The following is a 22485-nucleotide window of genomic DNA, read 5'->3' as shown; positions in this document are numbered from 1 at the left end:
GAATACTCGCTCCAAGGTAGATGACCTAGCTTTCCGTCCAGACAGGTGGGGGCACCCTCGGGGCAGGCTCTCGACGGTGTCTATGACCAGATGGAGGACGTCATGCCTCAACTGTCGCGCCGTGCGTTCGCAAGCGGCTTCCCCCTCGCGCTCATCGGCGGCGGCCTGCTGCCGCTCATCGCCCCGACGGCCGGCGCAGCCGCCGCCAGGACAGCCAGCGTAACCCCGCTGGCGCAGATCAACATCGGCCGCTTCACCGTGACCGCCCTGACGGACGGCTATGCGGACATCCCCTACGACTTTTTCCCGGGCCGGACGGCGGCCCAGGTCGAACAGGCGGCGACCGCACAGTTCGTCGGCCGGCCGAGCGGCGTTCGCATCCTCTTCAACCAGTACCTGATCGAGGATGGCGAGCGCCGCATCCTGCTCGACACCGGCCCGGCCGGCTCGATCGGGCAGACCGGCCTGCTCCCGCAGGCGCTTGCCGCGATCGGGCTGCGCCCCGACCAGATCGACGCGGTCATCGTCACCCACATGCACGAAGACCACATGGGCGGGCTGGTCGCCGGCGGGCGTCAGAATTATCCCAACGCCGAGCTGTATATCGACCGGCGCGACGTCTCCCACTGGACCGACCCGGCCAAGCGCAGCGGCGCTCCCGACTATCTGCAGAACAGCTTCCGCATTTCCGAGGAGGTCGTGCGCCTCTACCCGAAGCTGCAGGCGATCGACGGCGAGCCGCAGATCGCGCCCGGCGTCACCATCGTCGACCTGACCGGCCATACGCCCGGCCATGTCGGCGTGCGGATCGAGGACGGCGGACAAAGCCTGATCATGGTGTCGGACATGCTGTTCCCGGTGGTGCACCCGAGCGCGACGGATGTCGGCTTCCTGTTCGAGCAGGACTTCCCGGCGGCGCAGGCGATGCGGGACCGTTTCTTTCCGCTCGCCGCTTCGGAAGGAGCGCTGATCGCCGCCACGCATATGCCCTTCCCGGGGCTCGGCCGCATCGTCTCCGACCGGGGACAACTGCGCTGGCAGGTGGCGGACTGGGCGATGCAGACCTGAGGGTCGGGCGGCACGACAGGCAGGACCCATGCAAAACCGCTATCTCGAGATTGCGTCGACACCCTCCGTGACGGCCGCGCGGGAACGCTATGGCAGCGCCGCCCAATGGGCGCGCGCGGAGGCGCGCGACGCGGCGGGCGGCGAGGTGCACAACGACCGCCTCGGAGCCGCCGAGCGCGCGTTCATCGAGGCGCGCGACGGCTTCTACCTGGCCAGCGTCTCGGAGACCGGCTGGCCCTATGTCCAGTACCGCGGCGGGCCGGCCGGCTTCCTGAGGGCGGTGGACGACGCGACGCTCGGCTATGCGGACTTCCGCGGCAACCGCCAGTATCTCACCACCGGCAACGTGCTGGCGGACGACCGGGTGTCGCTGTTCATGATGGACTACGCGCATCGGCGGCGCCTCAAGGTGTTTGGCCGCATGCGGATCGTGGATGCCGCCGACGATCCGGACCTGGCGGAACGGCTGGCGGTGCCGGGGTACGCCGGGCGCGTCGAACGCTCGGTGCTGATCGCGGTCGAGGCGTTCGACTGGAACTGCCCGCAGCACATCACGCCGCGCTTCACCGAGGCCGAGCTGGAGGCCGCGCTCGGGCCCGTGCGCGACGAGCTGGCGGCCCTGCGCACCGAAAACGCACGCCTGCGCCGCGAGGCGGAGTCCAGTGCCCCCCGGCGCAGCGACGACCCGGAACGCCCCGGACCCGGTGACTGACCGGCAGGAGCCGTCGGCGGTGCCCGCCGCCGCGCCGCCGCCGGCCTGAAACGGCGGACCTGTCGCGGTGCGCGACGGCGGCCCGGCCTATTCCGCCGGGGCGGTGCCGGGCCCTGCCGGGGGCCGTGACGCATACCAGCGCGCCACGGCCCCGATGTCGGCGGGCTCGAGGCGGTGCGCGGCAAGCGTCATCAGGCTGGCGAAGCGGCCGCCGCCGCGCCCCTCCTCGTCGGCGAACAGGCGCAGCTGGTCCTCCAGATAGCCGGGATACTGGCCGGCGATCCGCGGGAAGTCCGCCTGCCGGGCCGCCGGTGGCCCGTGGCACCCTTCGCAGGCCGCCACGTCGTGGCGCGGGATGCCCCGCAGGGCGATCTCCCGGCCGCGCGCCAGCACCTCGGCGCCGACCTCGGCCGGATCGAGGGCGGCCGGCGCCAGCGGCGCGTCGCTCGCGAACGACGCCGCGAGCCGCCGGCGCTCCGCCTCCGTCAGGCCCGACACCGCCGCCTGCATGATGCCGCTCTGCCGCGTCCCGGCCGCATAGGCCGCCAGCGCGTCGACCAGCACCTCCGCCGGCTGGATGTCGAGGCGCGGGAACGCGCCGTTCGGGTCGCCGAGCCCGTCGTCGCCGTGGCAGCGCACGCAATCGGCCCGGGCGGGACGCACCGCCGTCGACAGGTCCGCCGCGTCGCCCTCGTGCTCCGCCGGCCCGAACGCGTGGCGCCGGTAGGTCTCGGCGTCCATCCCCGGCAGCGCCTGCAGGAACGCCACCATCGACCAGACCTCGTCGTCGCGCGCCTGGGTGGGCCAGGCCGGCATGCCGGTGAACTTCACCCCGTGCTTGACCACCCAGAACAGGTCCTGCGGCCGCCAGTCGTCAATGCGGGTGGCGAGATCGGGCGGGTGCGGCGTCATCGACATCACCACCGGGCCGCGCGGCTGCGCCGGGCTGCCGTGACAGGCCGCGCATCCGCTCTCGAAATGGCCGGCGCCACGCCGCAGCAGGGCCGGGTCGGAGAGGTCCGGCGCGTCGAGACCGGCGGCGTGGAACTTGACCGACTGGCGCATGACCGCGTGCAGCACCCAGTCGGTGATCGCCCAGTGGCCGCTGCTGGCGGAGATCTGCACCAGCCCCAGCCACAGCACGACCACCATCGCGGCCGCGCCGCCGCCGGCCAGCATCAGCAGGTGGCGCAGGCGGATCATCATGGCTGCCGCTCCGTGAGATCGCCGCCCGGCAGGCGCAGCACCCGGGCCACCAGCACCAGGCCCCCGGCAAGATAGACCGATCCGCCGATCGCCAGCATGATCGTCCCGCCGACCTGCTGGTCCTCCAGGATCGACAGCCCGAACAGCGGACCGTTGGCGCTCCAGGTCCGGCAGATCGGCGTCTGGGCGAGGCCCAGCAGGACGCCCAGCAGGGTCATGTGCATGGAGGTGAAGAACAGCGCCCCGGCACCGGCGAGCGCCGCGCTCTGGGCGGCGGCGGCGGGCGCCGCCAGCGCCGTCAGCCAGACGAACAGCCCGACCGCCAGAAACGCCGCCTGCTCGACCGCCAGCACCCAGCCGCTCGTCCGGGTCGCCTCGTGGAGCAGCGGCAGATGCCAGCCCCAGATGACGAAGAAGTCGAGCAGGCTCGCCAGCAGCGCGAGCGGCAGCATCCGCCCGGCGATCGCCCTCCCCTCGAGCCGGGGCGCCAGGGCCGCCGCCAGCAACGGCGCCGCGATGGCGACGACGAGCATGTGCAGCAGCATGTGGGCGGTGAAGCTGTCGCCGACCATCGCCGGCAACGGCCCCAGCCAGGCGGCGGCCAGCACGCCGAGGCCGGCCAGAAGGCGCGGGTCGCGGAGGGCGGCGGTCATCGGCACGTCCCCAGAACGAATGCCGGGATCGCCACGTAGACGACGCCGACGGCCGACAGCACGCACAGCATCAGCGAGACGTGGGAGAGGAAGCGGTGCCGCTCCTCCGGCGTGTTGCCGAGATAGTTGAGGTCGCCGCCGACGGTGGAGAAGCCGCTGACCTTCCACAGCGACCAGCCGAGCGCGCCGATGCCGGCAAGGGCTGCCGCCGTCGCCGCGCCGACGAACCACGTCACCGGCACCAGCGCGGCGGCGCGGCCCGCCTTCTCGCAGTAGATCGCGGCGCCCACGTAGCAGACGAGGAAATGCACGGCCCAGATCGTCGGCGCCGTGATGAGGCGCCAGAGGTCCGTGCCCTCGCCCGTTTCGCGTTCGACTTCGCTGCGGCTGTCGTCGGTCATGAGACGTACGGAAAGCCTCCGATCACCAGCGTGGTCGTCAGCGCCGTGAAGGCCATGAAGTGCCAGTAGAGCGCGACGTTCCAGATATCCATGTCGTAGGCGGGCGTCAGGTGGCCGGCGAGGCTGCGCGCCAGGCAGTAGAGCTGCATGATGACGCCGACGCCGGCGTGGGCTCCGGTCCACAGCACCAGCGCCCAGACGATCGCCGGATAGGTGTGCGTGGTCGGATCGAGGCCGGAGACCCACGGCCCTGCCGCCAGCGCCGCGATTCCCGCGATGGCGGCCAGCGGCCCGGCGACCAGCAGCAGGCGCGCGAGGCCGACCCGGCCGCGCGCGTTCACCACGCGGGCGCCCCAGGTGGCCGCCCATGCGCCGAGCAGCAGCACGCCGGCCGCCAGCGGCCACTGCCAGCCGGGCGCCAGCGTGCCGTTCGGCGGGAACTGCTCGTGGACCGTCCAGAAGAAGAAGTAGCCGAACACCACGCCCAGGAAGGCGGTCAGGTCGCCGGTCATGGTGATGAACATCGCCCACCAGCCGGTCGACTTCGGACCCGAGACGTAGAGCGGCACCGTGGTGCCGAGGCCGATGTCCTTGTCCGCCTTCTCCGGATGCTGGGCGGTGCCGGTCCACAGCCAGTAGAGGATCGCCGCAAGGGCCGCGAGGGACGCCCCGATCGTCAGCCACCACCAGTGGAAGGTCGCGAACACGAACGAGGCGCCGAGCGCCGCCGCCGCGATCATGGTGATCACCGCCGGCCCGCTGACGCGCAGGCACTGGATCGGCTGGGCATCCAGCACCGAGGTGATGATGGTCTCGCGCTTCCCCTCCTCCGCGTCGGAGAGATAGAAGCGCCCCTCGTCGTACTTGGCGACGAAGTCCGGATCGTCCCAGAGCGGATACCGGCTCTCGATGCGCGGGATGCTGCGCGAGCCCCAGGGCTTCGGCGGCATCTGCAGCACCCATTCGACCGTGCCGGCGTTCCACGGATTGCGGGAGGCCCGGCCCGCCTCGCCCTTCGGCCGCAGCACGTCGAACACGAACACCAGGAAGCCGGCCGCGAAGACGAACGCGCCCACCGAGGACAGCATGTTCAGCCAGTCCCAGCCGAGGCCGCCCGGAAAGGTGAAGATGCGGCGCGGCATGCCAAGCAGGCCGGTCAGGTGCATCGGCAGGAAGCAGGTGTTGAAGCCCGCGAACATCAGCCAGAACGACCAGACCCCGAGCCGGCTGGACAGCATCAGCCCGGTGGCGATGGGGTAGTAGTAGTAGATGCCGGCGATCAGCGGAAACACCATGCCGCCGAACAGCGTGTAGTGCAGGTGGGCGACGACGAAGTAGCTGTCGTGGGCCTGGAAATCGAACGGCGCGACGGCGACCATCACGCCGGTCAGGCCGCCGGCGACGAAGATCGCCAGAGCCCCCATGGCGAACAGCATCGGCACCGAGCGCGTCACCCGGCCCATCAGCAGCGTCGACACGAAGACGAAGATCTGGATGCCGGTGGGGATGGCGACGGCTTCCGACGCGGCCGAGAAGAAGCCGAGCGACACCGACGGCAGCCCGGTGGTGAACATGTGGTGGACCCAGAGCCCGAAGCTCAGGAAGCCCGTCCCCATCGCCGACAGCACGATCCACGAGTAGCCGGAGATCGGCCGGCGCGCGAAGGTCGGCACGATCATCGCCAGCAGCGCGATCGACGGCAGGAAGATGATGTAGACCTCCGGGTGGCCGAAGATCCAGAACAGGTGCTGCCAGAGCAGCGGATCGCCGCCGCGCTCGGCATCGAAGAACGGCCAGTCGAAGGCGCGCTCCATCTCGAACAGGAAATCGCCGGCGATCAGCGGCGGGAACGCGAACAGGATCATCCCGCCGACGATCAGCACGTACCAGCCGTAGAGCGGCGTCAGGTTCATGTGCATGCCGGGCGGGCGGCACTTCAGCACCCCGACGATCAGCTCCACCGCCGCGGCGATCGACGCCACCTCGATGAACGACAGCCCGAGCAGCCAGATGTCGACGCCGATGCCGCCCTGCTTGGTCGACAGCGGCGGATACATGAACCAGCCGCCGGCAGGCGCGGCGTCGAAGAAGATCGAGCCGCAGACGAACACCCCGCCGATCAGGAAGCACCAGTAGCCGAACGCCGAGAGGCGCGGAAACGGCAGGTCCCGGGCGCCCAGCAGCGCCGGCAGGATGAGGATCGCCACCGCCTCGAAGATCGGCACGGCGAACAGGAACATCATCGCCGTGCCGTGCAGCGTGAAGGTCTGGTTGTAGGTTTCCGCGGACAGGAACTGGTTGTCCGGCACCGCCAGCTGGACGCGGATCATGAGCCCGAGCACGCCGGCGAACATCATGAAGGCGAACGAGGTGCAGATGTACCAGAGCCCGACCTCGGAATTGTTCACCGCCGTCCAGTAGCGCCATCCCGTGGGCGTCGCCCAGGTGGCCGAGAGGCGCTCCTCCTGGCCCCTGCGGACCTCCGGGTCGCCCTGATCGACGTGGGAGAGGGTCGCGGTCGGATCCACCATGCTCACCTGGCTCCGGCAAGGAAGGCGGCGATCGCCGCGATGTCGGCGTCGGGCAGCATGTCGTAGGCCGGCATCGCGGCTCCGGGCTTGAGGTGCTGGGGATTGCGGATCCAGGCGGCGAGGGTCGCCTGATCGTTGGGCAGGATGCCGGCACCCAGCGTGACGCGGCTGCCGACGTGAGTCAGGTCGGGGCCGACATCGCCCATCTCCGCCACGCCCCGCATGGTGTGGCAGCCGCCGCAGCCGGCGCCGAGGAAGAGGTCGCGACCGCGCCGGGCACCGTCATCGTCGGCGACGACGGCGGGGGCCTGCTGGGCCTCGAGCCACGCGTCGAAGCCGTCCGGTTCGTGGACGATCGCCGAGAACGCCATCAGCGCGTGGGAGGTGCCGCAGAACTCCGCGCAGACGCCGCGGTAGGTGCCGGGCTTCTCGGCCGTCAGCACCAGCCGGTTGGTGCGGCCGGGGATCATGTCCATCTTGCCGCCGATCGGCGGGATCCAGAACGAATGGATGACGTCGTCGGCGGTGAGCACGAACTCGACCGGCTCGCCGGCCGGCATGTGGATCTCGTTGGAATCGCTGACGGTGGTCCCGTCGGCGCGCTCGTAGGTGACCCGCCACCACCACTGCTCGCCGGTGACGTGGATCTTCACCCGGGTTCCGCTGTCCGCCCAGTCGGGCAGCAGCCCGAGCCCGAAGGTGAGCAGCGCCGCCAGCACCACCACCGGGAACGCCACCCCGCCCCCCAGGATCAGGGCGTTGGCGGCGCGGGCGCTGCCGGGCGGGCGCAGGACCGCGGCGATCGCGATGCCGATGACGATCGCCCAGATGGCGACCGCACCGACGACCATGACCCAGAAGAGATTGCCGACGGCGGCGGCATCGCGGCCAGCCGCATCGAGGGCGGATTGCGGCCCTTCGCAGCCGGCCAGTATGAGCCCGGCGACCGGCAGCGCGAAGCGGGCCGCATGCTCCCTCCGGCGCAGCCTGGAGCTGTGACGTGTCGGCCGGGCGGATGCCGGTCGGTGTGCCATGCGCGTGGTCGCCCCCTGGATCACTCGTAGCTCGCAGCGGGATGCGAGCGGAAAGCCGATCCCCGGCTTCCCCGCGTCCCGCTCAGGAAATCCATGCAGGTGCAATCGACCAGCCGGCCGTTGGTTCCCGATCGGGTGCGATTCCTGCGGAATCTGCCGTCATGGGCACTCAGACGGGCCGGTTTCGCGCGGGCGCTCGTGCCGGCGCAGGCCGGCGACCGTCAGTCGCACGGCGCCCTCGCCTCGTGCGCGACCGCCGGCTCAGAACCGGTAGCCGAACCTGAGCGAGCCGCCGTGGGACTGGTAGTTGTCGGCGAAGGCGCCGTCGTACTGCAGCTTCAGTTGCATGCCGTGCAGCTTCTGCAGGTCGATGCCGGCGGTGAGGCGGCCGACGGTGTCGGCGATCGGCATGACCGTGGTGAACTGGTCCATGCTCGAGACCCCGGCGAAGCGGGCCGTCGATTCCCAGGTGTCGTCGGACAGGAACGACACGCCGAGGCCGGCGAACAGCCGCGCCGGAAGGCCGTATCCCATGTCCAGGCGCGCTCCGAACTCCACCCCCGGCGTCACCCCGAACACCGTCTTGGTGGCGTCGTCGACGATCAGGTTGAGGCCGCCGGCGCCGGTCTCGCGGTAGCCCTCCTGGTGCACCGTGATAACGTCCAGGTCGACCATGGGGCGCATGTAGAAGCGCGTGTCGAAGGCAATCTCGTAGGAGGCCCGCGCCCGGCCGAACAGCACCGCCGATTTCGGCTCGGCCTCGGCCACGGCGGAGAGCGTGCCGAGCGACAGGTAGCGGGAGGACTCGCTCCACGTGTAGCCGGCGCCGCCGGCCAGCGCGAACAGCCAGGAGCCCACCTCCTTCTTCAGCGCCGCCGCGGCGGTGAACGAGTTGGCCTCCACCTTCTCGGTGCCGGCGTCGTTGCGGAACCAGGAGTCCTCGTAGGTCAGGCTGCCGCCCAGGAACCAGCCGTCGCCGAGCGCCTTCTGGCCGCCGGCCTGGAGGCCGGTGGTCTGTTCCTCGTATCCGATGCTGCCGTTTGTCGGGTCCCGCTCCGCCCGTGCCCCGAGGAAGCGGCCCCACACGCACTCGCCCTCCTGCAGGGCCACGCCGGTGGTGAAGGCGGGGCAGGAGAGGACGCTGTTGGCGGCGGTGACGGCGCCCTGGGGCGCGGCCGCCGGGCCGGCGACGGTGGTCTGGGAGGCGACGACGGCCAGCATCTGCTCCAGCGTCGACGGCGTGGCGGCGTGGAAGGCGGCGAAGGCCTGGGCGATCGACGGCCCGCCGTCGTCGGCGTCGACGGTGGTGGCGCCGCCGCCGGCCAGGTTGTCCCAGGCGCTCTGCAGGCCATGGGAGACGCCGGTGGCGTTGGCGCCCATCGCCACGCCGGTGTCCTCGAAGTGGGCACTTTTGACCTCGAACCCCTTCCAGCCGGTGTCGGAGGTGGTGACATCGGTGAACCGGTAGACCAGCGTGGAGAGGATCGAGGTATCGCTGAGGTCGGTGCCGGCGACCTTGATGAAGTCGGTGCGGACGTTGGGCAGCATGGCGTAGGGGTTGAGGATGGTGCCCCAGGTGCCGGCGAAGTCGCCGCGCACGACGAGCTGGTCGCTGGTGCGCGTCTCCATGTCGACGTCGAGGCCGGCGATCAGGCCGCCGCGGCTGGACGTGGCGGTGCGCCAGGATTTCTCGGCGGTGCCTTCGAAGTAGGAGACCGGCGTGAAGCTGCGGTCGAGCCCGGCATCGCCGACGTCGAAGGCGCTGCCGCTATCCGACGTGCCGATGCCGACGAGATCGCCGGTCACCGTCGTTTTGAGCGTCCGGCCGGCCCCGCCGATGCTGATGGTGCCGGCGTTCAGCACCGCGTCGAGATCGGCGATCGCGCCGGTGGCGAAGGTGCCGGTGCCCTGGTTGACGAACAGCGCCTGGCCGGCGAGCGGCGTCCCGCTGAGGCGCACCGCGCCGTCGGCTGCGGACGAGGCGCCGTAGTCCTTCGACCACGTCTCCTGGCCGGCGACGTTCTTCACCACGTTGCCGGTGACCGTGCCGGAGTTGGTGATGGACGCCCCGCCACTGCCGCTGAAGGCGGCAAAGATCGCGCCGCCGGTTCCGGCGCTGGCGGAGGACCCCGTTATGGTGCCGCCGGAGCCGACGGTTACCGCGACGCTACTCGTTGAGGCCTGGCTCCAGACGGCCCAGGCGGAGTCGGACTTTGTCGTAACGGAGCCATCGACCGTCACGTAGATTCCGCCGTAGTTATAATAGGTCGCTGCCCGGTTCAGCGCCCCGGCATAGGTCTTGCCATTCTTCTTGAAGATGCCGCCGGACCCCTGGACCGACTGCGCGACGATGCCGTGCGCATAGGCGCCGCTCGTCGAGATCGATGCCTCCGAATGGACGGAAACTCTGATGATGCTCGAGTATCCCCGCCCGCTCACCGAATAGGCATAGTTGGTCTGGTCAGCCACGTAATAGACATTGAGCTTGGAGTTGAGGTCCGCGGCGATGCCTCCGCCCCCGCCGATCGACTGGGCAAGGACGCCGATACCGCCGTCCCCCGTCGTCACGATCGAGGCCCCCTCGTGAAGGGTGACATAGACCGTACCGCCGGAGCCCGGGGGCTGGTTCGTCGCGAACGATACCGGCTCGAGCGCCGCCGCAGAGCCGACCACAAGCCCGCCGCCGCCGCCGATCGACTGACCGAGAATGCCGACGGAAGCCTCCCCCGCGGTGTTCACGGCTCCGAAATGTTCGATATCGACCGGACCGGCAACAATGTCGGACGACAGGGCGGTGGCGTTGGCGCCGAGTGTGACGGCGACGGTGGCGGCAATCGTATCGTCGTTGACGGCGCTGGCAGTTCCGAGCGCAACGGCGGCCACACCGCCGCCGCCGCCGATCGACTGGGCGACAACACCGTGGGCATTGTCGCCGGACGTCGCGACAGTTGTGCCCGGCTGCGTCTGGATCTTCGTGTTTCCGCCGATGTGCTGGCCCAGTGTGGATGACGACGCGCCGAGGGTGACGTCCACCTGATGCGTCGCATAACCGCTGGACAGGAGGAGCCCGCCGCCACCGGCCACGGATTGCCCGAGCACACCGATGGCCCCGAAGCCGGAGGTGTAGACGTTGGACGCGTAGACTGTGACAGAGCCGCCGTTGCCATCTGCGCCGGAGGTCGTACCCCCCTTCAGGACGGCAATGTTGCCTCCCGCGCTGAGCACGCCGATGCTGGCGCTGTCCTTGTTCGACGACACCGCCGCGGCACCGCCGCCGCCGCCGATCGACTGGGCCAGGATGCCCATCGCGAACGTTCCCGACGTCGTCGTCTTGCCGGGGGTCTTCGCATCGCCGACGATCACGGTGCCGCCGTCGCCGCCATTTCCGCCGCTGGCGCCGGTGTTGGCGGTCAGCTGCAGCGACGCCGAGAAGGTCGGGTTCACCTTCAGCCAGTCGGTGAGGGACTTGCCCTCGGTCAGTTCGAAGCCATGGGAATGCCCGACGGAGCTCGTGCCGGATCCGCCGATGCCGCCGCCGCCGCCGATCGATTGCGCGACGATGCCGTGGGACGCGTCCCCTTCGGTGACGATCGTGCCGTGGTTCCAGGCGAACACCTTGCCGCCATCGCCGCCGGCGCCGCCCGTGGCCCCCAGTCCGATGCTGACCGTGGTGTCGGCATCGAGGTCGCCGGCGCCGCCGCCCCCGGCACCACCGCCGCCGCCGATCGACTGAACGACGAGCGCGGACGAGTTGGCGCCGTAGGTCCGCACGGAGCCGGTGGTGCCGAGCCCGGCCTTGGCATAGCCGCCGCTGCCGCCGCCGCCGGCGCTGCCGCCGATCGACTGGCCCATCGCGAACGTGGAACTGCCGAAGCGGGTGATGCTGTTGGATTCGCCGCTGCCGCCGGACCCGCCGCCGCCGCCGATCGACTGGACCAGCATGCCGTGCGCGAAGTCGCCCGAGGTGACGACCGCGCCGAGGGTGTGCCCATACGCCGTTCCGCCATCGGCGCCAGCGCTGGCGCTGCCCCCGAGCGAGAAATCGAGCGTCAGCGTCATGCTGTCGCCTTCGAGCTCGGCCTGGCCGTCGCTGAGCTTGTCGACGACGCCGCCGAGCGTGGCGATGCCGGCCGCCGCGGTGGAATCCCCGCCCGCACCGCCGCCGCCGCCGATCGACTGGACGAGGAGGCCCGTCGCACCGTCGCCTCCCGCAAGGCTCGACGAGGTGGCCTTGGTGCCCGTCGTCAGCGAGCTGTTTTCCTCCAGGGTCACCGCGACCTCGCCGCCGCCACCGGCGGTGCCCCCCGACCCGCCATGGGCGATCGAGACGGACAGTCCCAGCGTGACCCCTTCTCCCGGCTCGAATTCCACCGGCATGCCCACGCCCACGCCCTTGGCCGTGGACGCGCCGCCGTGGCCGCCGCCGCCGCCGATCGACTGGGCCACGATGCCCACCGCATCGGTCGCAGTCGTGGTGATGGCGCCGAAGTGGTGCACGTCGACGGAGCCGCCTGCCCCGCCCGAGCCGCCGGTGCCGCCGGTGGCGAGCGCGATGTCGAAGAAAAGCCCGTCCGAGGTCGACGTCGCGGCGCCGCCGCTGCCGCCGCCGCCGCCGATGGACTGCGCCAGAATGCCGACGCCGTGGACGCCGGCCGTCGAGATGGACGACGATGCCTCCGTGGTGATCGCCACCTCGCCGCCCGCGCCGCCGGGGCCGCCCGAACCGCCGACCGCGTTGGACGTGAACAGGCCCCACGCGGTCGCCGAGCCGCCGATCCCGCCGCCGCCGCCGATCGACTGGGCGATGATGCCGTGGGCATAGTCGCCGCTCAGCGTGATGTGGCCATAGTGATCGATGTCGACCTTGCTGGCGTCGCCGCCGCTGCCGCCGCTGCCGCCGACGGCGTGGAACAGGCCTTTCTGATTGCGCCCGGCGCCGCCGCCGCCGCCGATGGACTGGGCGACGATGCCGTGCGCTTCGGAGCCGTACGTAGTCAGCGCCCCGAAGTTCTTGACGAGGACCTCTCCGCCATCCGCCCCGTTGCCGCCCGAGCTGCCGGTGCCGCCGATGGTGCCGAGCGCGCCCTGGCCGGTATTGCTGCCACCGCCGCCGCCAATCGACTGGGCCAGGATCGCGATGCCGCCGCCGAGCGCGACCGCATCCGCGCCGCTCGGGACCTGACCGCCTTTGGCGTACCCGCCGTAGGTGGTGATGGCCCCGTGATTGGTCACGCTGACCTCCGCCGCATCGGCCCCGCCCGAGGTGCCGCCGATGGTCTGGTTGGTCGCGTCCGAACTGACGACGCCGTTGCCGTCGGTCGGCAGCGTCGCGGTCGACGACAGCAGGCCGCCGCCGCCGCCGATCGACTGGGCGACGATGCCGTGGGCATCCGCACCATGCGTCCGGATCGCGCCGGTGTTGGCGACCTCGACCGTCCCGCTGGTGTTGGAGGCGGGATTGCCGTCGCCCCACTGAAAGGCGCTCCGGCCGGGCCAGACGAAGATGCCGCCGCCGGCGCCGGCGGAGATCGCCGCGATGCCGTGGGAATGGTAGCCCTGCGTCGTGATCGAGAAATCATTGGAAACGCTGACGTTTCCAGCCACGCCCCCCTTGCCGGCGCCGTTCGTTTCGGCCGACGACGACAGTCTGCCGAGCCCCCCGAGCGATCCGGCCACGATGCCGGTCGAATGGTTGCCCGCCGTCTCGATCGCGCCGTCCCCGGACAGCGCCACCGTCGCCGTGCTGGCGGCGCCGCCGGACTTGGAGGCGTCGTACTGATCCTGGCTGGTGCCGCCGTAGCTCACCGCCATGATGGCGAAGGAGTCGTTGCCCGAGGTCTTCAACAGCGTATGGGGCGTGCCGAAGACCCGGACCGTCACGGCGCCGCCGTCACCGCCGTTGAAGCCGACCCCCGAGCCGTTGGTGGTGACCAGCCCCTGCCCCCCGTAGCTGATGGCGGAAAGCGCGGCGCCGGTGGTGCGCTCCCGGAAGCCCCAGTCCTTGCCCACCGAGCCCGTCGCGGCCGTGGTGATCGATCCGCCAAACGGCGTCGAACTCGAGCCGACGGTCAGCGTGACGTCGCTGGCCATCCCCCCGATGCCGCCGCCATCGCTGTTCTTTCGGCTGTTGCCGCCGTAGGACGCGGCGAAGACGCCGCCGCCGCCGGAGGTCGAGGCAATCGACCCCACGTCGCCGGTGACAGTGACCGCGACGGTGCCCCCGGTCCCGCCGGTCTGGATGCTGCTGGCGCCGCCGCGGCTGATCGCCACGATGCCGAAGCCCTGCGCCGCAATGTCGTCCGTCGTGGTGACCGTGACGCTGCCGCCCGCGCCGCCATCGGCGTAGTCGTAGGGGCTTCCGCCGGCGCTGGCCGCATAGATGCCGGCGCCCGGCGCATTGGCGATCGGCGCGTTGTTGACGATGGTGACCGTGCCGCCGATGCCGCCCGGGTAGTTCGGCATCTTGTCGGTCTTGCCCCTGTAGCTGGAGTTGCTGCCGACGGAGATGACCCGGATCGCGTCGGAGTGCGCCCGTTTGGAATCGTAATAGTTGGTCCCGTACGGCGCCTTGAAGGATATCAGCGACCGAACCAAGGTCGGGCGCGAGACCTCGATCGTGGCGGTGTTCAGGACTGAGATATTGAGACCCGTCTGCCCGTGCCTCGGGGGCCAGTAATAGCCGTTTTTGTAGTTGAGGTTTGCATACCAGGTCAGCGCACCGCCGTAGGCGTATTGCGGGTCCGTCACCGTCGAACTCGACGAGATGGTGCACGTGAACGTCGTCTGCAGGATCTCGGCCGAATTGTTGGCGTAGCTGTCCGTCGACGCTGGCGTGCAGGCCGCCTGGGCATAGGCGCGCGCATAGATCGGCAGGGGCAGGCCGGCGAAGCTGCCGGCGAGCGCCGTCGACTGGAACAGCAGCGACGAGGCGACGCGCCTGATGCGGGAGCGCGCGGTTCCTGAGGTCCCAGCGGGCCGGGGCGCGGGCGCCCCACCGGTCGTCATTCCGCCGTGCCGGACCCCAGCCCTCATGCGCGTCTCCCCCCACCCGCCGATCGCTGCCTTTCCGACCGGACCCCGCATCAACCATTAAGTGATTGCTGCGGCGATGCAATCGGCACATGACGCAAACGGTTGTTGGTGCACGGCTGCGGATTTCGAGGGCCTCGAGCAGGCCTGCCGGGGCAGCAGCGGCGTCAGCGCCGCGGGCAAGCGTCAAGCAGGTAGCGACGGATCCTGCAGCTGGACGGGCGCACAGCCCGCGCCGGACTTCGGAGCGGGACCGGAGCCCCCTCGCCTCGTGGGAGGCCAGGCTGGGCCCACAGGCCGCGCCGCGCGGCTGGTGCCAGTCACCGGCACGAGACGGTGATCGTGGTCTGGATCAGCGTGGGGTCCGCCGAGGCGGCGCTGGCACCGCTGCCGACGTCTGCCACGCACGACCTGGAGCCGTCGGAGCGCACGCTCGCGGCCTGGCCGGGCACCGGCTCGGCATAGACGCTGAAATCCGGGTCCTCGATGTCCACCTTGAGCGTCTTCTGCGCCGGATCCACCGGCTCCGGAAGCGTCAGCGCCAGCGCGAAGGTGACGATGCCGTTGTTGGCGGCCGCCTGAAAGGCGGTCGGCGTGAGGCCGCCGACATCGGCGCCGTCCACGTCGACGTAGGTGAAATAGCGGACCGCCTCGAGGTTCGGCAGCACCTCGCGCTCCACCGCGGCGCTCTCGTCCGGGCTGAATGTCCCGTCGCCGTTCCGGTCGAAGTCCGCGAGCAATTCCTGGCTGAACGTCCCGTCGAACGTCCACGATTCCCCGATCGTGCCGATCGTGCCGTCGTGCAGGTCGAACAGCAGCCGGTAGGACATCAGGATGTCGGGGTGCGCCGCCGCCGGCGCCGGCGCGGCGACGCCGGCGGCCACGGCAAGCAGGGCCGCGGCAACCAAGCGGGCGCAGCGGAGCGGCCCGGGCACCGGGTCGCGCCCACCGGGACGGGATTGCCCGCGCCGTGGGCCAGGCTGGACGGTCGGCATCATCAGGGCCTGCCTCCGGGTTGCGCGCCAGCAGGAGGCGCGATCCCCCACTGAAGGATATCGCGGGTGCGGTCGCCGGTTTCGGGAAACAGCGGCGCGTCGCGTGAGGCCGCGCCGGGAATGGGCTGGGACGGTGCAGGCTGGAGGGGCGCCGCCAGCTGCGGCGGCTTGCGGGCAAACGCCGCGCCGCCGTAGAGAAGGCCGATCGCCAGCAGCCAGCTGCCGAGGATCGGCGCGGCGATGGTGAACCAGCCGCGGCGGAACGCTCGGCCCGTCAGGCTGACCGAGAGGACCAGCCAGGCGACGATCACCGTCCCCACCAGCGGGAACGTCGGGTCGTGGAAGCTGGGGTCCGTCACCTTGACCGCCAGCGCCGCCGCCACCCCGCCGACGAGCGCCCCGAGCGGCGTGCAGACCGGCCGCAGCCGGCCGCCCGGCACGAGCGCCAGCCCGGCCGCGAGGCAGAGGATGGGGCCGGTCATGAAGTCCTGTTCGATCGCCCGGGGAAGCCCGGCGAGGACGCTCAGGATGAGCCCTCTCGCCTGGAAGCCGATGACGCCTCCCGCCGCGAAGGCGAGCAGGCCCGGGAAGAACGAGCGGCGCCCGGCCAGCGAGACGGCGATCGCCAGACCGATGAGCGGCAACGCCCGCTCCGGCGCGAGAAGCCGGGTGACGATCCAGCGGGTCATCAGCGTTTCGCCGGGCGGAGCCAGGACCATCCACACCGCAAGGGCGGCCCCTCCGGCGAGGAGCAGACCAGGTCCGGCGAGGCGCAGCGCGCGCATCGCTTCAGGCCGCCAGGGCCGCGACCAGGAAGTAGAGGCCGCCGAGGGCGATGACGCCGCCGAGCACCCGCGAGAGCCTGCCCTCGAACGGCTTGTGCAGGACGAGCCCGACCCCGATGCCGATCAGATGGATGAAGCCGGTGGCGAGCACGAAGCCGATCGCATAGTCGGCCGGGTCGGCGGCATAGGGCAGTTCCGCCCCGTGGGCGTGGCCATGGCAGATGGCGAAGATCGCGATCAGCCCGAGCGCAAGCCACTCCGCCGGCCGCCAGTCGAAGGCGATCGCCAGGCCCAGCGCCAGGATCGACAGCGCGATGCCGATCTCCACCCCCGGCAGCTGGATGCCGGCGATGCCCATGATGCCGCCGACGACCATGATCAGCGGGAAGGCGACCGGCAGTGTCCAGATCGAGCGGCCGCCCATCTGGGCGCCCCAGAGACCGACGGCGAACATCGCCAGGAAATGGTCCGGCCCCGACAGCGGATGCTTGAAGCCGCTGCCGAACCCGCCCGCGGCCCCCTGGATGATGTGGGCGTGGGCGGCGCGCGGCAGGACGCACAGGACGGCGGCAAGCGCCGCACACCGCAGGGCGATCGAAAGGCTGGTGCGTGGGTTCATCGGAACGCTCTGGCAAAATTGCACACGGGAAGGGTCGTCGAAGGCGGAAGGATTCGCCGCCTTGCGCGTCACCTGCACGTTACAAAGTTACAGATATTGAGGCGTTCCTGTGGCGCCTTCCCCGCGAGATACGTTTCCCGCCGGCCCGCATCGACGGCCGGCCGGCGGGACCCGTCAGGCCGCGCCGGCCTGCTTCCCGGCCTGCATCAGCGTGGTCGCCACCATGTCCGGCATCGACGCCGTCGGCCGGCCGATCAGGCGCCCGAGCTCGCCGCTGTCGTCGTAGAGGCCGCCAACGGCGGCGCCGGCGTCGGAATCGGCGAGCAGCGAGGCAACGTGGGCCGGCAGGCCCGCCCCGAGGAGCGCCTGCTCGTAGGCCTGCGGCGTCAGGTCGCGATAGGGAATCTCCCGACCGGTCCGGGCGGAGATCTCGGCAGCGAGCTCGGCGAGCGTGTAGGCGGTGTCGCCGGCCAGCTCGTAGGTTCGACCCGCCTGATCGCTTGCCGACGTCAGGACGGCGACGGCGGCGTCGGCATAGTCGGCGCGGGCGGCCGAGGCGATCCGTCCCTCGCCCGCCGCGCCGAACAGGGCGCCGTGCTGCAAGGCCGCCGGCACCGCGGCCATGTGGTTCTCCGTGTACCAGCCGTTGCGCAGCAGCACGAACGGCACGCCCGAGGCGCGCAGCAGCGCCTCCGTCTCGCTGTGCTCGCGGCCGAGCGCGAGCGGCGACGTGTCGGCGCGCAGCAGGCTCGTGTAGGCCATCAGCGACACGCCCGCGGCGCGCGCCGCCTCGATCGCGTTGCGATGCTGGGGCACCCGCTGGCCGACCTCGCTGGAGGAGATCAGCAGCACCCTGTCGACCCCGTCGAAGGCCGCGGCCAGCGTCTCCGGCCGATCGTAGTCGGCGACGCGCACCTCGGCGCCCCGGTCCACGAGGTCGCCAACGGCCTCGGGCCGGCGCGCGGCGGCAATGACCGCTCCGCCCGGGCCGGCGACGAGCAGGCGCTCGACCACCAGCCGCCCGAGCGCGCCGCTCGCGCCGGTGACGAGGATCGTCGGCTTCGATGTCGTCATGTCAGTGCTCCATCCTGGACTTGATCCGAGTGAAGGTCTCAAATAGAGACCTGTCGTATCGTCCGGAAGGAGGCATCATTTCGTGCCCAGGTTACCTGCAGGGAACCCGCTGTGAGTGCGCTGGCGGATCCGCGCCGTTCACCATCCGACCGCGGGGTCGCACCCGATCGCGCCGGGGCCTTCCCGATCGACGGGTTCGCCCCGGGCGTGGAGCCGCGGCGCCCGACCCGGCTCGCCGAATGGCAGGCCGCCGGGTTCGACGCCTCGACGTGCCCGGTACGGGACGTGCTCGACCACATCGGCGACAAGTGGACGTCGCTGATCCTGCTGGTGCTGGCCGATGCGCCGCTCCGCTTTTCCGCCATCCGGCGCGCCGTGCCCGACATCTCCAAGCGCATGCTGACCCAGACGCTGCGCACCCTGGAGCGCGACGGCCTGGTCACCCGGCACGTCTTCCCGACCAAGCCGCCGAGCGTCGAATACCGGCTGTCGCCGCTGGGGCATTCGGTCGTCACCCCGCTGGTCGCCCTGGTCGACTGGGCGAACCACCATCACGACGACGTCCGCGCGGCCCGCCAACGGTTCGACGAAACCGCCGGCGGCTGAAGGCGGGACAGGCGGGCCTCAGGTCTGCGGGGCGGCGAAGCCCTTGGCGAGGATCGGCCCCGTCGGCCGCCCGGTCGGCGAGCCCCCTGCCCGCTCCAGGGTGATTTCGTAGAGCTGGTTGCCGGTCGGCGCCGGCAGGTCGGACCAGCGCAGCGTGGAGGCCCGTGCGGCCTCGACCAGCCCGAGCGAGACCGGGCCGCGATCCTGCGACGGCAGCGTCCAGACCTGCATCACCTGGCCGGCCGGCACCTCGAGATCCGACAGGAACCGCACCGTGGCGGTATCGTTGCCGAAGTCCTCGACCACCGCCGTCGGGGCCCCCTCGGAATCCAGCAGCACGGCGATCACCATCGGTTCGGGCGTGCTGACGAGCGTGCCGAGGCCGACGCCCACGCCGAGCGCCACGATCGCCGCGGCGGCCGCGGTCGTCCAGCGGCGCTGGCGCTGCGGAAGGTTCTGGTTGGCGGCCGCCGGAACCGGGGCGTCGGCCGGCGCATCGCCGCCGTCCGCCGTCGCCACCGCGGCCGCGACCCGGGCCCGGAAATCCTCCGGCAGGTCGACGGACGGCGCCGTCAGGTCGAGCGCGAGAAAGCGATCCCGCACCCGGCCGACGGTGCGCGCGGCGGCGGCGTCGGTTGCGATCAGCCGTTCGACTTCCGCCGCCTCCGCCGCGTCGAGAAGCCCGAGAACGTAGTCCTCCGCGAGGTCTTCGATCGGTCGCGTCATGACAGACACTCCCTCAGGCTGAGGAGCCCGCGCCGAATCCACGACTTGGCGGTGCCGAGCGGCACGCGCTGGAGGGCCGCGATCTCCCCGTGGCTGTAGCCGCCGACGTGCGCGAGCAGGATGCAGCGCCGGGTTTCCGGCTCGAGCGCCTCGAGGCAGGCGCGCAGGCCGTCACTGCCGGGCAGCCCCTGCCAGACGTCCGGCGAAGCGGCCTCCTGCCGGGCGTCCTGCATGGCGGTGAGGTCTTCCGGCGCGACGATGGCGAGCCGGCGGCCGTCGCGCAGGATGTTCAGGCAGCGGTTGCGCAGCACGGCATAGATCCAGCCCCGGGCGGAGCCGTGCTCGGCCCGGAACTGACCGGCTTTCTGCCAGATCCGCACCATGGCGTCCTGCAGCGCCTCCTCGGCGAGCTCGTCGCGCTGCAGCATCCGCCGCGCCAGTCCGAGCAGCCTGCCGCCTTCGGTATCGAGGATGATGCCCAGCCCGGACTGGTCGCCGCGGGCGCACGCCTCCAGCGCGGACGAGAGCCGGGACTCCGCCATCGGCACGCTGTCGAGGGGAGTGGTCCGATCGGCCGGGCTCATGCTCCGCTCTATCGCACGTGTGTTCGTCACCCGTCCAGATTCCTTCTTCCGTCTGACCGGCAGACACGCCAGCCCGGCGAACGGATGCAAAAAAGTTTCGCCTGCTGCATCCACCCGGCCGTCCGCCGTGTCTTCAGGGTCGAAGCTCCGCAATCCTGCAGCTTCGGAACCTGGAGAAATTCAGATGACCCGTTTCGTGCTCCTGTCGACGACCGCCCTGTTCGTCACCACCACCGCGCTCAGCGCCGCGCCCGCCATCGGACTGAGCGGCGACAAGACGCTGGTCATGTTCGACACCGACACGCTCGAGGTTTCGGGCACCATGGAAGCATCCGGGGTCAACAAGCTGGTCGGCATCGACCTGCGGCCCTCCAACAACACGCTGATCGGCGTGACGCCGGACAGCGTCGTCGTCTCCATCGACCCGAAGACCGGCAAGGCGACGACGCTGTCGACGATGGACAAGAAGCTGCCGATGACCGACGCGCCGGTGATCGTCGACTTCAATCCGATGGCCGACAAGCTGCGCTACATGACCGGCACCACCAACCACCGGGTCGACGTCGACACCGGGGCGGTGACCGTCGACGGCAGCCTGGCCTTCGAGGAGAAGGACATGCACGCCGGCGAGGCTCCGAACATCGTGGCCGCCGCCTACATCAACGCCTACGGCAAGCCGGACAAGACGGCGATGTACGACGTCGACGCCACCATCGGGGCGCTGATCCGGCAGACCTCGCCGAACGACGGCACGCTCGCCGCCATCGGCAAGTTCGGCATCGCCGACCCGGGCGCGGTCTACGCCTTCGACGTCGCCACCGACGCCGACATGGACAACACCGCCTGGCTCGTCACCGGCAACATGCTCTACGAGGTCGACCTCGAGAGCGGCAAGGCCGAGGGCAAGGGTGCCATCGAGGGCGCCGACGGCGAGATCCGCGACATCACCATCATGCCGGCCATGTGATGCGGCTGCCGGGCCAAGGCGGCCCGGTGCCCGCACCCGCGCGTGATCCCGTCACGCCACGCAGGGGGCATCCGGCCCCCTGCTCCCGCCGGGTTCGCGTCCCGGGGTGCGCCCGGGGCGCCGTCAGGCCGGCGCCCGTCGTCTCTCTCTCCACCGGCCGCAGCCGTTCTTTCCGTCGGCCGCAGCCGTGCGGCGTGCATCCGGATCAGCCGATCCGCTACTTCGCCGTCAGCGCGAACAGCAGGATCTGCGTCGGGCGATCGAAGTCGTTGTCCTCGATCATCACGAGGCTCCGGGCGCCGTCCGGCAGCTCCGGCCCGAACGCCAGCACCTCGTGGCTGCCGATCCGCTCGACCCCCTTCTGGCCGCGCAGCGTGTCGAGATCGAGCACCAGCGTCTTGGCGACCGGCGTCTCGTCGCCGGTGAGCGCGTCGACGTCCTTCACGTCGCTGGCGCCGTCCGTTGACACCTCGAAGATCTCCACCGGCCGCGAGCCGGCGCCGCCGGTGACGCCCTGGGCGTACTGCCGCTCGACGGACAGGAACCGGCCCGGCTCCAGCACCAGCAGGTCGTTGAGGCCGCGGCCGTAGCCGCCGTCGGCCGGCTGCGGCGCGATGGTCATCGTCCCGACCGTGTAGACGTACTCGGCCTGCTTGGCACCGGTCCGGGGATCGAGGACGAGGATGCGGGCGGTCGATTCCGTCTTCGGGTCGTACGCGGCCGCGTCCTGGCCGAGCGGCTTCTCGAAGGCCGCGTAGAGCGTCGCCTTGTCGTCGGTCAGGACCAGGGATTCGAAGCCGCCGGAGTTGCGCGCGCCGCGGCCCTCCTTCAGGCGTGGGTCGTAGCGCGCGGCGTCGAGCGGCAGCGCGGCGACGAAGGTGCCGTCGGCCTTGTAGCGGCGGATGAAGGCGGGGAACGTGTCGCCGACCGGCTCGGCAGCGATCAGCAGGTCGCCGTTGTCCAGGATCACCAGACCCTCGGGATCGACGGAGCCGTCGGGGAACGGCTGCTGGTCGATGTCCTTGATCAGCACCGACGACTTCACCTCCACGTCGCCCTCGTCGAGCGTCCCGTCGGAGAGGTCGATCGCGATCGTGTGGAAGCGGGCGTTCTTCAGGTCGTCGCCGACGCCGTAGAACAGCTTCGCTTGCGGGTCGTAGGCGACGCCGGAAATGCCGCCGAAGGTCTGGCCGTCGACGACGAGATCCTGGGGCAGTTCGATCACGCCGCGGAATTCCAGCGCGACGGTGGGGGTCTCGGCGATCGCCGGAGCGGCGGCGGCGAGCACGATCGTGGATGTCAGCAGGGTGCGCAGCATGGCTGTCTCCGGAGGATGTCGTGAACTCCCCTGGAGATCGCACCGATCGATGTCGGCGCCGCGACAACGCCGCGACGGTTCGGTAACAGCCGCTCGTCCCCCGGCGCTTTCGACCGATCTTGCCCGCGCCGTGGGCAACCACTAGCGTGGAGGACAATCAGGGGAATGCCGGAGGCT

17 protein-coding genes are annotated in these 22485 nt (G+C 71.0%); 4 read left to right on the top strand and 13 right to left on the bottom strand.

Going from position 1 to position 22485, the window contains the following annotated elements:
• Positions 1–102 precede the first annotated feature (102 nt).
• Both ACSSVZ_RS17070 and ACSSVZ_RS17065 read left to right on the top strand, forming a co-directional pair.
• Positions 103–1068 (top strand): MBL fold metallo-hydrolase, encoded by a 966-nt coding sequence (locus ACSSVZ_RS17070; protein WP_453971896.1) that lies wholly within the window; start codon positions 103–105, stop codon positions 1066–1068.
• 28 nt (positions 1069–1096) lie between these two features.
• Positions 1097–1780: a pyridoxamine 5'-phosphate oxidase family protein gene (locus ACSSVZ_RS17065; RefSeq protein ID WP_453971895.1), complete on the top strand. Its 684-nt coding sequence runs from the start codon at positions 1097–1099 to the stop codon at positions 1778–1780.
• Positions 1781–1867: 87 nt separating this feature from the next.
• Here the strand turns inward: ACSSVZ_RS17065 and ACSSVZ_RS17060 are convergent, their stop codons facing one another.
• From ACSSVZ_RS17060 to ACSSVZ_RS17015, 10 genes are all read right to left on the bottom strand, one after another.
• A complete protein-coding gene (locus ACSSVZ_RS17060; RefSeq protein ID WP_453971894.1) occupies positions 1868–2986 on the bottom strand; it encodes a c-type cytochrome in 1119 nt (372 codons plus the stop codon).
• A complete protein-coding gene (locus tag ACSSVZ_RS17055) occupies positions 2983–3639 on the bottom strand; it encodes a cytochrome c oxidase assembly protein (protein WP_453971893.1) in 657 nt (218 codons plus the stop codon). Before ACSSVZ_RS17055 ends, ACSSVZ_RS17060 begins: the two co-directional genes overlap by 4 nt.
• Positions 3636–4040 carry a hypothetical protein gene (locus ACSSVZ_RS17050; protein WP_453971892.1) on the bottom strand — a complete coding sequence of 135 codons (405 nt, stop codon included), beginning with the start codon at positions 4038–4040 and terminating at the stop codon, positions 3636–3638. Before ACSSVZ_RS17050 ends, ACSSVZ_RS17055 begins: the two co-directional genes overlap by 4 nt.
• Positions 4037–6571 (bottom strand): cytochrome c oxidase subunit I, encoded by a 2535-nt coding sequence (gene ctaD / locus ACSSVZ_RS17045; RefSeq protein ID WP_453971890.1) that lies wholly within the window; start codon positions 6569–6571, stop codon positions 4037–4039. The genes ACSSVZ_RS17050 and ctaD overlap by 4 nt, the downstream gene beginning before the upstream one ends.
• A gap of 2 nt (positions 6572–6573) precedes the next feature.
• Positions 6574–7605 carry a cytochrome c oxidase subunit II gene (gene coxB / locus ACSSVZ_RS17040; RefSeq protein ID WP_453971889.1) on the bottom strand — a complete coding sequence of 344 codons (1032 nt, stop codon included), beginning with the start codon at positions 7603–7605 and terminating at the stop codon, positions 6574–6576.
• A gap of 261 nt (positions 7606–7866) precedes the next feature.
• On the bottom strand, positions 7867–14637 hold the full coding sequence (locus tag ACSSVZ_RS17035; RefSeq protein ID WP_453971888.1) for an autotransporter outer membrane beta-barrel domain-containing protein: 6771 nt from the start codon (positions 14635–14637) through the stop codon (positions 7867–7869).
• A 317-nt stretch (positions 14638–14954) separates the two neighbouring features.
• Positions 14955–15569 (bottom strand): DUF1007 family protein, encoded by a 615-nt coding sequence (locus tag ACSSVZ_RS17030; protein ID WP_453971886.1) that lies wholly within the window; start codon positions 15567–15569, stop codon positions 14955–14957.
• A gap of 62 nt (positions 15570–15631) precedes the next feature.
• Positions 15632–16414, bottom strand: a complete 783-nt coding sequence (locus ACSSVZ_RS17025) for a hypothetical protein (RefSeq protein ID WP_453971884.1) — start codon at positions 16412–16414, stop codon at positions 15632–15634.
• Between the two features lie 4 nt (positions 16415–16418).
• Positions 16419–17033: a HupE/UreJ family protein gene (locus tag ACSSVZ_RS17020; protein WP_453971883.1), complete on the bottom strand. Its 615-nt coding sequence runs from the start codon at positions 17031–17033 to the stop codon at positions 16419–16421.
• A 174-nt stretch (positions 17034–17207) separates the two neighbouring features.
• A complete protein-coding gene (locus ACSSVZ_RS17015; protein WP_453971881.1) occupies positions 17208–18107 on the bottom strand; it encodes an SDR family oxidoreductase in 900 nt (299 codons plus the stop codon).
• 207 nt (positions 18108–18314) lie between these two features.
• Here ACSSVZ_RS17015 and ACSSVZ_RS17010 point away from each other — a divergent pair, with 207 nt between their 5' ends.
• Positions 18315–18713, top strand: a complete 399-nt coding sequence (locus tag ACSSVZ_RS17010; protein WP_453971917.1) for a winged helix-turn-helix transcriptional regulator — start codon at positions 18315–18317, stop codon at positions 18711–18713.
• Between the two features lie 18 nt (positions 18714–18731).
• Here the strand turns inward: ACSSVZ_RS17010 and ACSSVZ_RS17005 are convergent, their stop codons facing one another.
• Positions 18732–19439 (bottom strand): anti-sigma factor, encoded by a 708-nt coding sequence (locus tag ACSSVZ_RS17005; RefSeq protein WP_453971879.1) that lies wholly within the window; start codon positions 19437–19439, stop codon positions 18732–18734.
• Positions 19436–20023: a sigma-70 family RNA polymerase sigma factor gene (locus tag ACSSVZ_RS17000; protein WP_453971878.1), complete on the bottom strand. Its 588-nt coding sequence runs from the start codon at positions 20021–20023 to the stop codon at positions 19436–19438. The genes ACSSVZ_RS17005 and ACSSVZ_RS17000 overlap by 4 nt, the downstream gene beginning before the upstream one ends.
• A gap of 184 nt (positions 20024–20207) precedes the next feature.
• Between ACSSVZ_RS17000 and ACSSVZ_RS16995 the strand changes: the two genes are divergently transcribed.
• A complete protein-coding gene (locus tag ACSSVZ_RS16995) occupies positions 20208–20990 on the top strand; it encodes a DUF4394 domain-containing protein (RefSeq protein ID WP_453971876.1) in 783 nt (260 codons plus the stop codon).
• 217 nt (positions 20991–21207) lie between these two features.
• Here ACSSVZ_RS16995 and ACSSVZ_RS16990 read toward each other — a convergent pair whose 3' ends face one another.
• Positions 21208–22308 carry an esterase-like activity of phytase family protein gene (locus ACSSVZ_RS16990; RefSeq protein ID WP_453971874.1) on the bottom strand — a complete coding sequence of 367 codons (1101 nt, stop codon included), beginning with the start codon at positions 22306–22308 and terminating at the stop codon, positions 21208–21210.
• Between the last annotated feature and the right edge of the window lie 177 nt (positions 22309–22485).

This window comes from Amorphus sp. MBR-141 (genome assembly GCF_053628695.1).
The sequence above is the reverse complement of the archived record's forward strand: the minus strand, read 5'-3'. Positions and strand labels throughout refer to the sequence as shown.

Excerpts from the sequence above, each read along its gene's own strand:
- ACSSVZ_RS17070 (WP_453971896.1), top strand. The coding sequence starts at position 103 with ATGCCTCAACTGTCGCGCCGTGCGTTCGCAAGCGGCTTCCCCCTCGCG.
- ACSSVZ_RS17065 (WP_453971895.1), top strand. The coding sequence starts at position 1,097 with ATGCAAAACCGCTATCTCGAGATTGCGTCGACACCCTCCGTGACGGCC.
- ACSSVZ_RS17060 (WP_453971894.1), bottom strand. The coding sequence starts at position 2,986 with ATGATGATCCGCCTGCGCCACCTGCTGATGCTGGCCGGCGGCGGCGCG.
- ACSSVZ_RS17055 (WP_453971893.1), bottom strand. The coding sequence starts at position 3,639 with ATGACCGCCGCCCTCCGCGACCCGCGCCTTCTGGCCGGCCTCGGCGTG.
- ACSSVZ_RS17050 (WP_453971892.1), bottom strand. The coding sequence starts at position 4,040 with ATGACCGACGACAGCCGCAGCGAAGTCGAACGCGAAACGGGCGAGGGC.
- ctaD (WP_453971890.1), bottom strand. The coding sequence starts at position 6,571 with ATGGTGGATCCGACCGCGACCCTCTCCCACGTCGATCAGGGCGACCCG.
- coxB (WP_453971889.1), bottom strand. The coding sequence starts at position 7,605 with ATGGCACACCGACCGGCATCCGCCCGGCCGACACGTCACAGCTCCAGG.
- ACSSVZ_RS17035 (WP_453971888.1), bottom strand. The coding sequence starts at position 14,637 with ATGAGGGCTGGGGTCCGGCACGGCGGAATGACGACCGGTGGGGCGCCC.
- ACSSVZ_RS17025 (WP_453971884.1), bottom strand. The coding sequence starts at position 16,414 with ATGCGCGCGCTGCGCCTCGCCGGACCTGGTCTGCTCCTCGCCGGAGGG.
- ACSSVZ_RS17020 (WP_453971883.1), bottom strand. The coding sequence starts at position 17,033 with ATGAACCCACGCACCAGCCTTTCGATCGCCCTGCGGTGTGCGGCGCTT.
- ACSSVZ_RS17015 (WP_453971881.1), bottom strand. The coding sequence starts at position 18,107 with ATGACGACATCGAAGCCGACGATCCTCGTCACCGGCGCGAGCGGCGCG.
- ACSSVZ_RS17005 (WP_453971879.1), bottom strand. The coding sequence starts at position 19,439 with ATGACGCGACCGATCGAAGACCTCGCGGAGGACTACGTTCTCGGGCTT.
- ACSSVZ_RS17000 (WP_453971878.1), bottom strand. The coding sequence starts at position 20,023 with ATGAGCCCGGCCGATCGGACCACTCCCCTCGACAGCGTGCCGATGGCG.
- ACSSVZ_RS16995 (WP_453971876.1), top strand. The coding sequence starts at position 20,208 with ATGACCCGTTTCGTGCTCCTGTCGACGACCGCCCTGTTCGTCACCACC.
- ACSSVZ_RS16990 (WP_453971874.1), bottom strand. The coding sequence starts at position 22,308 with ATGCTGCGCACCCTGCTGACATCCACGATCGTGCTCGCCGCCGCCGCT.